The 14042-nt window shown below is 33.7% G+C and carries 13 protein-coding genes; 9 read left to right on the forward strand and 4 right to left on the reverse strand.

All coding sequences use genetic code 11. The features are described from left to right. The first annotated feature begins 256 nt into the window (after window positions 1-256). Window positions 257-994: an EI24 domain-containing protein gene (locus NRK67_14440; GenBank protein UUV18473.1), complete on the forward strand. Its 738-nt coding sequence runs from the start codon at window positions 257-259 to the stop codon at window positions 992-994. A gap of 203 nt (window positions 995-1197) precedes the next feature. Here the strand turns inward: NRK67_14440 and NRK67_14445 are convergent, their stop codons facing one another. Together NRK67_14445 and NRK67_14450 are read right to left on the reverse strand one after the other, a co-directional pair. Continuing rightward, the gene (locus NRK67_14445; protein UUV18474.1) at window positions 1198-1731 is read right to left on the reverse strand and encodes a dihydrofolate reductase family protein; all 534 of its coding nucleotides are present in this window, start codon (window positions 1729-1731) and stop codon (window positions 1198-1200) included. A 287-nt stretch (window positions 1732-2018) separates the two neighbouring features. Beyond that, complete coding sequence (locus tag NRK67_14450) at window positions 2019-2189, reverse strand: hypothetical protein (protein UUV18475.1); 171 nt, start codon at window positions 2187-2189, stop codon at window positions 2019-2021. Between the two features lie 127 nt (window positions 2190-2316). Between NRK67_14450 and NRK67_14455 the strand changes: the two genes are divergently transcribed. The 3 genes from NRK67_14455 (at window position 2317) to NRK67_14465 (ending at window position 5977) form a co-directional block, all read left to right on the forward strand. Then, the gene (locus NRK67_14455) at window positions 2317-3141 is read left to right on the forward strand and encodes a MerR family transcriptional regulator (protein UUV18476.1); all 825 of its coding nucleotides are present in this window, start codon (window positions 2317-2319) and stop codon (window positions 3139-3141) included. A 325-nt stretch (window positions 3142-3466) separates the two neighbouring features. Further along, entirely contained in the window at window positions 3467-5260 is a 1794-nt protein-coding gene (locus tag NRK67_14460; GenBank protein UUV18477.1) for a polysaccharide deacetylase family protein, read from the forward strand. Window positions 5261-5410: 150 nt separating this feature from the next. After that, the gene (locus NRK67_14465) at window positions 5411-5977 is read left to right on the forward strand and encodes a nitroreductase family protein (protein UUV18478.1); all 567 of its coding nucleotides are present in this window, start codon (window positions 5411-5413) and stop codon (window positions 5975-5977) included. Between the two features lie 54 nt (window positions 5978-6031). Here the strand turns inward: NRK67_14465 and NRK67_14470 are convergent, their stop codons facing one another. Further along, a complete protein-coding gene (locus NRK67_14470; GenBank protein ID UUV18479.1) occupies window positions 6032-6778 on the reverse strand; it encodes a DUF305 domain-containing protein in 747 nt (248 codons plus the stop codon). Between the two features lie 157 nt (window positions 6779-6935). Between NRK67_14470 and NRK67_14475 the strand changes: the two genes are divergently transcribed. The 5 genes from NRK67_14475 to NRK67_14495 are packed head-to-tail and all read left to right on the forward strand — an operon-like array spanning window position 6936 to window position 11709. Beyond that, complete coding sequence (locus tag NRK67_14475; GenBank protein ID UUV18480.1) at window positions 6936-7898, forward strand: hypothetical protein; 963 nt, start codon at window positions 6936-6938, stop codon at window positions 7896-7898. 8 nt (window positions 7899-7906) lie between these two features. Further along, window positions 7907-8608, forward strand: coding sequence for an ABC transporter ATP-binding protein (locus tag NRK67_14480; protein UUV18481.1), 702 nt, complete (start codon window positions 7907-7909; stop codon window positions 8606-8608). After that, window positions 8586-9761 carry an FtsX-like permease family protein gene (locus NRK67_14485; protein UUV18482.1) on the forward strand — a complete coding sequence of 392 codons (1176 nt, stop codon included), beginning with the start codon at window positions 8586-8588 and terminating at the stop codon, window positions 9759-9761. The genes NRK67_14480 and NRK67_14485 overlap by 23 nt, the downstream gene beginning before the upstream one ends. 6 nt (window positions 9762-9767) lie before the next feature. Beyond that, window positions 9768-10970: an ABC transporter permease gene (locus NRK67_14490; GenBank protein ID UUV18483.1), complete on the forward strand. Its 1203-nt coding sequence runs from the start codon at window positions 9768-9770 to the stop codon at window positions 10968-10970. A 19-nt stretch (window positions 10971-10989) separates the two neighbouring features. Continuing rightward, the gene (locus tag NRK67_14495) at window positions 10990-11709 is read left to right on the forward strand and encodes an outer membrane lipoprotein-sorting protein (GenBank protein ID UUV18484.1); all 720 of its coding nucleotides are present in this window, start codon (window positions 10990-10992) and stop codon (window positions 11707-11709) included. A gap of 18 nt (window positions 11710-11727) precedes the next feature. On the opposite strand, the gene NRK67_14500 is transcribed toward NRK67_14495, so the two are convergent. After that, a complete protein-coding gene (locus NRK67_14500) occupies window positions 11728-14040 on the reverse strand; it encodes a patatin-like phospholipase family protein (protein UUV18485.1) in 2313 nt (770 codons plus the stop codon). Window positions 14041-14042: the final 2 nt, after the last annotated feature.

Here is a 14042-nt window from a genome sequence, read left to right on the forward strand (position 1 = left end):
TGATATACAATGTTTCCTATATGAATTTTTAAAATAAAATTACAACTTTTTATTTCTCATAATATATAATCTTTATTTATTTCTCATTTTAATTTTCTTGAGAGGTTCACATTTAAAATTGATTCTATTTTTAGATTTAATTTTAGTATTTGTGAAATTTTCATCAGAAGTAAGAGTTTATTCAAATAAATTAGTAAATAAATACTCTTTGGAGTATAATCATCTTAAAAACTACATATTCAACAGGGAGTGAGTCATGCTAAAAGAGATTAATTTTACCTTTAACAACTATATGAAAGCATTTAAATTCATAGGCCAGAACAAACTAAAAAAGTTTTATCTTATTCCGGGAATCATCAACATAATCCTCATAGCTATATTTTATTTCTTGAGCAGATTTATTGGAGGGACTTTGGTAGAGTTTGCAGGTAAACTTTTAGGAGGAGACCTAAACTCGTTTATTCAGTTTATTTTAAAATTTATTATCTATCTGACAATTTTTGCTATCTATTATCTAGTTTATAAAACATTGATTTTAATTGTTCTTTCCCCATTTTTAAGTTATATATCAGAAAGAACTGAATCAATTCTTACAGGGAAGGAGTTTAACTTCAGCTTTAAAGATAATTTATACTTTATCAAAAGAGGTATAGTTGTTACGGTGAAGTCATTTTTAAGGGAATTTGTAATGACCTGTATCATCCTGCTTTTATTCTTTATTCCCCTTGTAAATACTGCTATCCCGGTATTGTTATTTATGGTACAGTCGTATTACATTGGATTTTCATTTATCGACTATACTCTGGAGCGGCATGATTTTGAGACAGGAACAACTATTATTCGTAAAAACTATCTATTTTTCCTGATCAACGGAGGGCTGTTTACAATATTGCTCTTTATTCCCCTCATAGGAGTATTTATAGCACCCTTAGCCACAGTAGTTGCTACAACAACGGGAACATTAGAATTGATTGAGGAGAATAAAAAGGGCTGATTTTCTTTCTAAGCCCCCTAAAAGTTTCTCCTTGTGTTTATACCTCCAGCATCGAAAAACAGTCAATAAGAAAGCTCTATACCTATTAGAAACATTGGGGTAGATAGCTACAAAATGAGAAAGACTACTGAATGGCCTTTTAGGCCACTCAGTGGTTCTTTTTTAGGTTAAAATAGAGGTTAAATTACAGTAATTATAAAACTTTATTTTGAGAGGATTTTATAATGACTCTTTATAAGAAAGTCATCCAGTATTTCTGTCTCAACTTCATCAAATCGAACCGGTTTATCTAATTTTCCAAATAGAGAAATTCCGGCTCCCAGTAAAATCGGAATACGCGTAATTATCATTTCATCGATCAACCCCTCTTTTAAGAAACTTTGAATTACTTTTCCCCCATCGATATATAAATTAACATATCCTTTTTTATTTAAGTCAGCAGTAACAGCTTTTATATCCCCTGATATAATTTCAACTTTATCACTTAACTCTTCTGGAACTTCTTTTAATTTACTGCTAAGGACAAATACTTTTTTTGTATAGGGCCATTGACCAAATGATAAAACTTTTTCATAGGTATTTCTTCCCATAACAAGAGCGTCAACCCTTTGCATAAAATCATTAAAACCATAGTCACTGTTAGTGGGATTGGGAAATTCATTAAGCCACTCAAGACCACCATCTTCACTTGCAATATAACCATCCAGTGATGTTGCTATATAAATATAATTTGCCATAATACTCCTCCTTTATCTTTTTATTATTATTAAAATTTTAAATTAACTCTTTTTATTATAAAACTTTTCTAAATTTTATCTATTGCTTTTCGAATAAATTTCATTGTATGACTTATTTGATTATTAAGAATTCTTAAAGGATTTCCTCTATTTACCAGCTTCTTAAATAGTTGAATCAATTTATCTGAATCACTTGGATGAAGTCCAGTTACTCAATTCTTCCAGAGTAAAAGCCGAAACTTCAACAATGTTTTTTCCATTAACTTTAATATTCCTTGTACCTTTATTTAGTCTTGAACTATTACAGTCAAGACATATTTTTTTACAAAACAAGGTTCAATATTTTTATTTTTAGTTCCTTTTCTAAGGCTCTCTGCTGATTTTTTCCTTAAAAATGAAAAAATACCTTCAAAATAACCATCACTAACTTTTTTAGACTTTACTATGTCAAGATACATTTTTTAAGTTATGTTCTCGAGCTCCATATATTTTGATATATTCGTACATTATTACCTCCTTACTTTACATTTTTATTATATTTGATATAATAAACTATAAAGTAACTTTATAGTCAAGGAGGTTTTTATGAAAAATAAAATTTTAATCAGTGAAATGGCTAAAAAATATAATGTGTCAAGACCGACGCTTATTTATTATGACAACATCGGCTTACTCTCTCCACGTCACGATGATGCCACCGGATATAGGTATTATTCCCTTGGTGATATGGAAAAACTTGAAATGATCCTCACACTGAAAGAAACTGGTCTGCCTCTTAAAATCATTAAAACTTTTATGGAAAATCCATCCCATAAAGAAAGTATAGTGTTATTGAAAAATCAAAGAGAAATAATTCAAAAAAAAATCCTTGAGTTCCAAAAACTGGAAATTCTTCTCGATAAAAGAATTCATAATTTTGAACAATATGAAAAAGTTAAATTCTATGAAGGGATACAATTAAACTATTATGAAGCTATGACTTTTTACGCTGAGCCACTGAACTACTTAGAAAATGCCCCACTAGAATCAGCTGCAAAATTATTAAAGTCAAAGCTGGATCGTTTACCAGTAAGTTATGGATCTATCATAAGTAAATATGGTCTTTGTTTGTCTACAGATTCTTTATACAATGAGGATTATGAAAACTACTCTTATGTATTTGATTATTTGAGCGATTCTGTAGATGATGTAAAAAAACTTACTTCTCCTTCTGGATATTATGTATGTTCACTTCATCAAGGGCTGATTACTAAAACTGGCGATACTATAAAAAAAATCATAAATTATATCGATACCCATCAATATAGTATTAATGACAATTGTTATATTATTCCATTAATTGACTCATGGGCTACTTCTTGTGAAGATGAATATGTGAGTGAAATTCTAATCCCGGTTATATTTAATTAATAATAAAAAATACAAAATTCTTATTAGTCTGCCATTAGAATTTATTTATTTAGCCCTAAACTTATAAATTAGAAAAAAGAGCTAAGTATTTAAAACGCTTAGTTCTTTACTGTATTAAAACTACAAGTTTTGCAGTCGTTGATTTATTGGTGGAAGTGAGGGATACTGAACCCTTATCTATAAATATTTGTACTCTTAAAAACCAACCCATAGAAGATAAAATCCCCTCACAGCTTCAAAATCAATTTATGGTATAATAAATCTATAAAATAGCAACGTGACGTTGCATCCAAAAATCAAAAAAGTAAATTCAAGGAGGAATTTAATGAATATATTGATGGCATTATCTCAGTTAGAAGTTACAGGAGCTGAAGTATATGCAGTTGAAATAGGAGAAAAATTAATAGATAGGGGACATAATTTATATTTTGTTTCCGATACACTGACGAAGAAAAACAGGGGTAAGTATATCCCCCTTGCATTCAACAAGAGAAATATCTTTCAAAGATTTAATCAGATAATAAAATTAGTAAAAATCATAAAGCAAAATAAAATAGATGTGGTTCACGCCCACTCCCGTGCCTCGGCCTGGAGTACGAAGATAGCCTGTAAACTTACAAAGACTCCCTTTGTAACTACTGTTCATGGGATGCAGCATGTTTCCAAACACAGAAAAAGAAAGCAGCCCATTGGATGCGGGTATGCTGTCTGTGAAAATATCCAAAGAGACCTCATAGAAACCTTTGATGTAGACCCTGCTGCAATTAAAGTTCTCAGGAACGGGATAGATTTAACTAAATTTAAAGTTTCAACTCCTCCCAATAACTCCAAAAAAGTGATCTCTATCATTGGGCGTTTATCAGGCCCTAAAGCAGATATAACCTATAACCTGTTGGCTAACTCCATTGATTTGGATAGATATACTGTAAATATAATCGGTGGGAAAGATATCCCTGAAAGATTTAATAGTTTTAAAAACAAAATAAATTTTACAGGGTATATCGATAACGTCTATGAGTTCATGGCTGCTTCCGACCTGGTTATAGGAGCCGGAAGGGTAGCTATGGAAAGCTTACTCATGGGTAGACCTACTTTAGCCATTGGAGAAGCCAAAGAGATTGGTATTATAGATGCCGATACAGTATCTATGGCTTTAGCTTCTAATTTTGGAGATGTAGGAGACAGAACTTCCCATAATTTTGACTGGGATTTTATTAAGTCTGAGATAGATCACGGTGTAGAATTAAATCAGACTCCTACAGAAGTAATAGACATCATCGCAGAAAACTTCAATATTCATAAGATTGTGGATACGTTAGAAAAAACATACCAGATGGAATGGGTAGGGATAAAAAAATATGATATTCCTGTGATCATGTACCATAGAGTGATCCAAGATATAGATACAGAATCTGGAAAACATGGTACCTATGTGACCATCGATCAGTTCAGGGATCATATGACTATCTTAAAGAAGGGAAACTATATCCCTATTACTTTTAGTGACCTAGCTAGTATTCCCATCCACCAAAGGTTTGAAAAAAAATATATCATGCTGACTTTTGATGACGGTTATGTAGATAACTATACCTATGCATTTCCTATTTTAAAGGAATTCGGTTTCAAAGCTGTTATCTACCTGGTTTCTGACAGAACCTATAATAAATGGGATGTGGATCTAACCGATGAAAAAACCTTTAAAATGATGAATCTCCCTATGTTGGAGGAGATGAGAGACAGCGGTCTCATTGAATTTGGAGGACATACTCTCAGCCATCCCAGACTGTCTCAATTGAGTAACATGGAGATGAAAGATGAGATATTTAAAGATAAGGAGATTACCGAGAAGAAATTAAATATCAAACTGAACTCCTTTGCATACCCCTATGGTGACCTGGATGAGAGGGCTAAAAGATTAGTCAGCGAAGCTGGATACCCTTACGCTGTAGCTACTGACTCTGGTTCATACTGTCTCAGCGACGACCTCTTTGAGATCAGGAGGATAGGGATCTTTCCTACTGTTACAAATTTTGGATATAAAAGGAAGATCAACGGAAACTATAATTTTATCAAGATAAAGAGGGAAAATAAAAAGCAACGTGACGTTGCATCCAGTTAATAATAATCAAAATTTTTATAATTTTCTAAATAATAAAAAATGTCTTAAATACTAAACAAATATTAAAACAAAAATTATCCCCGCACTATTGACATATGCTGAATTTTGAAAGATACTTTTAGTAGATATATTTATAAGGGGGTAAGGTTTTTGATTGATAAATTAATTAGAGAGACGAGATCTTTTAGGAGTTTTGAAAAGGTAAAAATCAGTAAAAAAGAGTTAGAAGAAGTTATTGAAATAGCCAGATATTCTAGTTCTGCTAGAAATGCACAATGTATAAGATATGTCTTAATCTCAAATGAGGAAATTTGCAGTCAAATATTTCCGCATACTAAGTGGGCCGGATTTATAAATTGGAATCCTACTAAAGAGGAATCTCCGACAGCTTATATCCTGATGTTAAATGAAAAAAAAATAGGTGTTACTGAAACCATGTTTAATTTTGATATGGGAATTGCCAGCCAAAATATCATGTTGAAGTTGAGAGATATGAAGTATGGTGGCTGCCTTCTCGGTGCCTATAATAAACCTGTGATAAAAGATCTTTTGGAGATTTCAGATGACTATGATTTAGGTATCTTGATTGCCATCGGTAAACCCAAAGAAAGTGTAGAGATCATAGATACCACTTCTGATACCAGGTATTTCAGGTCCAATGATATCCACTATGTTCCAAAGTTAAGAAAAGCAGATCTAATTATAAAAAACATATAATATTCAAAAAGCCATCAAATAACTTTGACGGCTTTTTTTTACAGATTAAATCTTTTACATCTGTCTGTTTTTTAACAGCCTTTCCATAATCTCAATTTCCTTATTCTGAGTGATTACTATATGTTTATTCATCTCCAATAAGCTGGTATTTTTTCCAACCCTCAAATATGCTTCCGCCATCTTTACTGCACCTCTATGATGCACTATCATATTGGATAAAAACAGTGATTCTGCTTCCTCATTATTTAAATTACTTTCAGGTATAACCATCCCTGCCATCATTTCATCCATTAACTTCACCATTAGTTTTTCGAAATCTTTGACTTCATTGTCAATCAGCCTTTTAGAAGACAATAACTCCTGCATCTCCTTTACTTCCCTTACCTGTGAAGTAACTATCCCTTCACACAGGGTCTTTAATTCTTCATCTTTAGTAATAGGAATTATTCCCTGAGCTGTTATTATTGCTCCCTCATGGTGGGGTATCATATAATTCATAAAAATATTTCCCGCATTTTTAGTGATGTATTTAGAATTATCTGACATCATGACCCTGTGCCCATAAACTTCATAGTCCTTATAATTATCTAATTCTAAATTTAAAAATTCTTCCACAGGTGTGAATACATCTACAGAAGCTACCTCTCCATGCATATGGGTGTCCACCTTCATATGACTTTCAGTCTCCATATGAGTCTGCCCATCCATATGGCTGTCCGTAGGTTTATTCAAATTACTGCATCCAACCAACAAAATTGCCGTTATCAGTAATGAAATTTTTCCGATATTCATCTTTTTCATATTTCCCTCCCTTGGGTTTTTTTATATTTATACCTGTAAATATAAAAATTTCCTAGTCCTTTATTTATATTTTTTTAAGAGGATTCCACTATTTCAATCTGTATAACACTTATATAGCAAGTTTCTCAACCTATCTTTAACTTTTGGAGGGCATTTTATGAAGATTTTTATTTTATTTTTTTTCATCACCCAGCTGTGCTTTTCCATAGATTATTTTTTAGAGTTAAGGGGAGATTACAGCCTGCAAAATTATGAGGAAAATTATTGGTACTATAAAGGAATAGCCGGACTCCGCCATGGCGATGAAAATTTTTATACGGAACTCTCCCTCATTGGGGAGGAGAGGGCAGATCCTGATATAGATCTATACAGAGGGTATTTAGAATATTATATAGATGACCTTACCCTTTCAGCAGGCCGACAGACAATAAGCTGGGGTCATGGCTATATCTTCAATCTTTCAGATGTATTCAATGAAATCGACATAGAAGATCCTAAATCTGATAAAAGAGGAGTTGATTCTATAAGGTTTAAATACAGTCTTTCGGATATGTCCAGACTTGAACTCATTGGATTTAAGACCGATGAAAAGGATGAAAATTTTGCTGGGAGATACACCTTCCTGATAGATGATTTTGAAGTTATGATGAACTATTTTCATATTGCACAGTTATCCCCAATAACCGGAAAAATCGAGAAAAATGAAAGAGTTGTTTTAGAGACTAAGGGAGACCTCATTGCCGGTGTCTGGGGGCAGATATCCTATGATAAATATGAAACCGATGATCTCTATACCCTGGTTGCAGGAATCGACTACAACTTCAATATCTATCAGAAAAATGTCTATACTGCCCTGGAAGGATTTTATAACAAGGAGGGGGGCGGAACCTATCTCACCTATAATTTAAGGATAAATGAATCCTTTGAATTTTATCAAGGGTGTCTCCTTATAGATGATGGAGGATATTTAAACACAACTTTAAATTATATATATAATGATTATGTGAATTTTGAATTTGCCTATAACTATTACCATAACTTTAAAAAATATGGATACTTAACTAAAGATAATAAAGAATTAACCAACGAGATCGTTTTTAGAACTAAGATGTTTTTTTAGGAGGATCTATGACAATTGTAGAAGGAAAAGAAATAACAAAGATATATAAACATGGAAAGGTAGAGGTCAGAGCCATAGATAATATCAACTTTAAGATAGATTCTGGTGATTTTGCCGTAATAGCAGGTCCCTCCGGTTCGGGGAAAACGACTATTTTAAATATTATAGGTGCCATGGACTCTGTCACTGAGGGCAAAATTATTATCCATAACCAGGATATCAGCCTTTTGAATAAAGATGAAAGGGCGGATTTTAGGAGGGATAAAATAGGATTTATCTTCCAGAGTTATAACCTCATTCCTGTACTGACAGTCTATGAAAATATTGAATTTGCTCTGGATCTCTGTGAAAAACACAGCCCTACAGAAAAAAAAGAGAAGATTGATAAGCTTCTCCATGAATTAGGGATTTTCCAGCTGAAAGACCGAAGGCCTTCGGAACTCTCCGGGGGTCAGCAACAGAGGGTTGCCATAGCTCGTGCCCTTATCAAAGATCCCATCCTGGTTTTGGCAGATGAGCCCACTGCAAATTTAGATACCCAGACCGGAAAGGAGGTCTTAGATCTAATGGTAAAAATAAATTTAGAAAAAAAGACCACATTTATCTTTTCCTCCCATGACATCATGATCATTGAGAAGGCCAGAAGGATTATAAAGATAAGGGACGGGAAGATAGAAGGTGAGGAATATGATAGTAAAGATGGCTTTTAGGAATATATTCAGGCACCGCATCAGATCAGTTTTAACATTGGCCAGTTTAGCTTTTGGAATTTTCTTTATAATTGTAGGCATAGGATTAAATATAGGGATGGAGAGAAGAATCATTAAAATAATGAGGGAAACAGAAACTGGAGACTATAAACTCTACGGAAGGGGTTATTTTAAAGAAAAATATGAAAATATTGATGATCGTTTAGATTTTCTTATTTCAAAAGAAGTTCTCCCTATTTTAAAGAAATACGATCATAGCAGCCGACTGGTTTTTTCAGGAGTTATAACCGATGGAAGATATGATTATCCTGTCAGGGTCATTGGCGGGGACAGGGAAGTTGAAGAGAATTTTTTTAAAAGAAGTTCCTACCTCACCCACGGTAATCTGGGGGTAGTTATCTCCTCTACTCTGGCCAAAGACTTAGATCTGCATGTGGGAGATCCATTTATTTTAAGGGGAACTACAGCTAAAGAGAGTTTAAACGCCATAGACCTGGTCATCACAGGAATAATAAAAACAGGGGGACTGGAATTTGATCTCAATACTGTATTGATAGATTTAAAATCAGCTCAGGAGTTTGCCGAAACCGATGATGTCAACGACATCTCTTTAAGGGGGGAGATCTCTCCTGCTGATTTAAAGAGTTTAAAAAGGTTAGGAGTAGAAACAATCTCCTACTTAGATGAACTCTTTGATCTCATAGTCATAACTAAACTTAAAGTAAAGGTGGTTATAATCCTGAGCTGTATTATTTTATTCATGTCTGGAGTGGGGATAGTCAATACCATGCTCATGGCAATGCTGGAAAGACAAAAAGAAATAGGGATATTAATGGCCAATGGTCTAAAGCCCAAAGAGATTATGAAGTTATTTCTCTTGGAAGGGAGTATCCTGGGAGGGATAGGCAGCGGTATCGGGTTTATTTTAGGAGGAACTCTGGTTTATTACTATGAGGTAGTAGGGATTCCGATTCCCTCCCTTGCTCGGGAACTGTCCACCACCATCCCCCTTTCCGACAGGATCTATGGATATTTTGATCCTAAATTAAATTTATTATTTTTGATATTCGGGGTAGTTATAGCTGCCATAGCAAGTTTTTACCCGGCTTATAAGGCAACTCAGCTAAATCCTATCGACGTTATAAGGGAGTAGATGACTATGTTACTTAGTATAGTTTTTAAAAATTTAAAACGAAATAAAAAAAGATCTTTTTTAACTATCCTGATTATTTTGATAGCCACTGCTGGAATGACATTTGGGCTCAGCTGGATAGAGGGGGAAAAAAATCTGTTTTTAGAAAGCGGTAAAAGAATGACAGGTGATGTGAGGATAACGGCACCAGATTATGAACTCCGGTCCAGGAGCTTAGATGTTTCATCTAACTTTTCATACTCCAAAATAAAAAAAGTGGCTGAAAAAATCCCTGTAAAAAACATCGGTGTAGGCCGGATAAAATTCGGCGGTCTGATCTATTTTAATGAAAAACATGAAAAAGCTTTGGGAACGGGGATAGAAAATAAAGATGAAAAAATTATCGGGTTTGATAAGTTTATCTATTCCGGAAGATTTTTAAAAAATAACAATGAAATTATTATCGGTGAAACTCTCAAAAGAAGACTCAATTTAAAATTAGGGGATAATGTTACCCTTCTTACCCAGACCCAGGATAAATCCCTCTATTCTCTTAACTATGATATAGTCGGGTTCTATAAGATGGATAATACCAGATTAAATAAAAGTTTCTATATCACCCTTGCAAGCAGCCAATACCTTTTAGATATGGAAGATAAAATAACCGAATATCTTATATACTCCAACAACAACGAGGACCTCATAAAAAAATTTTTAACTGAAAATACAGATAAAACTGTCCTTGTAAAGAGATGGGATGAAATAGGAATGAATGAAAGTTTCACTCAGGTTTTACCCTTTATCCAGGGAATATTTATCTTTATCTTTGCCACTCTGGCTGGTCTCAGTATCTCCAATACCATGCTTATGACTGTCTTTGAGAGACGCCATGAAATCGGACTTTTAAAAGCTCTGGGGATGAAGGAAAGGGAGATCAAAAAAATATTTATTCTGGAAGGAGGACTCATGGGATCCATAGGAGGGATTGCAGGACTTATATTAGGAGGGGGAATAGCTCTCTACTTAGGCAGGGTAGGAGTAAATTTTGGCGACATGATCGAATCCTTTACAAGTGAATTAAATATAAAGGGAGTTATATACCCTCATTTAACTATTTTTGTCGTAATTTTAAGTCTCACTGTTGCCCTTGCCACCTCTATCTTAGCTACTTTTTTAGCTGTCTTTTCAGAGGTAAAAAAAGAAGCCGTGGAGAATATGAGAAATGAGTAATCTTAGGAGGAAGAGAGCTATGAAAATATTATTTATTTTTTTTCTTTTATCAAATTTAATCTTTAGTATGAGTTCCAAGGAAATTTTAACCCGGTTAGACTATAATATGACCCCTAAAAGCGTCAGTTATAGCGGGGAGATGATCATCCACAGGGAAGATAAAAAATATACAAAAAAATTTATTATGGATGCTGTGGGAAACGAAAGATCTTTTATTGTATTTAAATATCCTGCCAGAGACAGAGGGACTAAGTATTTGAGAAATGGAAAAAACCTATGGATCTATATGCCCAGCACATCCAGAACAATAAAAATTTCAAAACATATGCTGAAGGAAAGTATGATGGGAAGTGATATCTCCTACGATGACCAGACCGATAGAAATAAATACAGCACCCTCTATGACTCCAAAATCATTGACGAAACTCCTGACCAATATGTCGTGGACTTAATCAGAAAAGAAGGAGAGGAAGCTAAATATTACAGGCAGATCCTCTGGATAAATAAAAACACCCTTACCATAGATAAGGGTGAGATGTATGCTAATTCCGGTAAATTGTTAAAAGAATATATAGTTGATGAAATCAAAAAAATTGAAGACAGATACTATATAACAATATTTCGTATAGACGATAAATTAAAGAAAAATTCTTATACCGAGTTAATTTTAACTGATATAAAGTTAAACCCCGATCTGTCTGAATCTGTCTTTACCCTTAAAAACCTGGAAAGAAAGTAAAAGGTTCGATAATTTATTTTAAAATACATATCCCATATTAACAGATATTATGGAACTTTTAGGAGAATCTGCATCATTTGTCAATGAAAGTTCCAGCGGCCCGAAAATAGATTTATACCCTAAAGTTATACCATATCCCTGTTCGAAATCTTCAAATATCAAGTTACCGTTATCTTTTATAGAATTATTGTCCTTTATACCTGTATAAGTTAATACATTAGCTTTAGCTATAATATATATATTTGGGTAGATCATATACTGGGCTCCTATCTGTCCTACCATAAATTCAGAAGCTAACTTTCTCATCATATTGTAACCATAAAATGAGATGTAGTTGTTATCTAAATCATTGTTTATTCCTCCGATTTTAAAATGATTTCCCAAGGGAATATGCTCACCACTGACTACTCCCCCGCTTAAAGATGCATTTAATGAGAGTTTTGGAGTTACTGACATATGACCCTGTATTATCCCCAATTCACTATAATATTCTACATCATCGGTACCTACTCCACCTACCTCATGCCTGGCCTGTAAATAAGTCCCCTTGGTAGGATAGATTGAACTATTTTTCCTGTCCAATACCAGCTTCAAATACGCTTCTTGATATCCATATTTTTGACTTAAAATATCTTTATATTCATCGGAGCCTACATCAAATTCATTTTCAGCATCTATATATTTTAATCCTGCAGAAAAATCAAATTGCCTGAATAATTTAGTTGTTAAGCTGAGATCAATAAATTTATGAGCCTCTGTAGATTCAGCCTTTAAACTTCTCTCATCATAGATATATAGAGGATTCTCCTCGTATCCCAACTTTAAATTTATTCCTACTTTATTTTTTTCCCCATAATACCAAAAATTATCAAATTCAACACTTTTATAGTCCCCTGCCTCAAACTCTAAAGATGTTACCCTTCCTATCTTTCCTATTTTTGTAAGATCTGTTCCTACAGCTAACTTTGCCCCTGTATCAGAATTATAATTTGCCCCGACCCTTATAAAGTTCAGTTCATTTTCATCTACACTTATCTTTAAGGTAGACCCGTCAATTGTATAGTAAGATTTTTCTATATATGGCATTGCATAAAGTTTCATCATCAAGCTCTCCAATTCCTTATAACTTACCTTTCCCGGGATCTCTTTATCCAGATGATCTTCTACTATTTCCTTTTTCATCTCTTCTCCTAAAAATTTAGAGTTCTCAATCTCGATCTTATCTATGTAAACTTCCTCCAGGGCTCCTCTTCTCCTATTTTCTTTCTCTCTGTCTGAATTTTTATATTTTTCTAATTGTTTTAACTTTTTCTCAGCTGCCGACTCCCCTTTAGAGATCAGGTCGTCAAAATTATCAAAGTTTGTGGCATCTTCTAATTTCACATCGGGATCTATGATTATAGTTGCTAATTCCCTTTGTTTTTCTGTAGATTCTGTCCCTCTGTATGTAGAAATTTTACTTACTACAGTCAGTAAATTATAGGTCAACTGGTCTATCTGGGGAGCACCTACATCACTGGCAATAACAATATCAGCCCCTGCTGAAAAGAGATCTTCTACAGGTAGGTTCCTGGAAACCATACCGTCTATATATACCTTATCTTCTATTTTTACAGGGTCATATATAGTGGGGATTGCCATACTGGCACTGACAATCAGAGCCAGGTCTCCATGATCAAAACTTTTAGCTTTTCCCGTATTAAAATCTGTAGCAACTATTCTCAAAGCAGGTTTAAATTCATCAAAGGATTTCACATCTTTTACATCCCAAAATAACTCCTTTAATTTTAAATATGATTTTTCTCCCGTTAGAACTCCCTTTGGAAGGCTGAAATTCAATTTATCATCATAGGTTACTGAAGCAAAATATTTTTCAGATCTAAATTTTTCTTCCAGTGGAATATCCATCCTCATAGGGTCATTAGATAACCTATATCTCCAATCCATAGTTTTTACAATAACTTCTATCTCATCGGGGTTATAGCCTACAGCATATAAACTGGCTACAATCCCTCCCATACTGGTTCCACTGATATAGTCTATAGGGATATTATTCTCCTCCAAAACCCGGAGTACTCCTATATGAGCAAACCCTTTAGATCCTCCTCCACTTAAAGCCAGCCCTACTTTAATTTTTTCCCCGGACTTTTTCTTCTTTAAAATTGACTTTTTTAACCTTTCCAACTCCATTATCTGGGTTCTTTTTAACTCAATCTTTGAATCTATAGATGAAATCTCCATGGGGTGGTCTTTAGCAACTGGTGGTTCTGATTTGAGAGTAATAACAAAAACATTGTATATCACTAATATGTATAAAAATTTTATTTTCATCT

Source organism: Fusobacteria bacterium ZRK30 (assembly GCA_024628785.1).
GTDB lineage: Bacteria > Fusobacteriota > Fusobacteriia > Fusobacteriales > Fusobacteriaceae > Psychrilyobacter.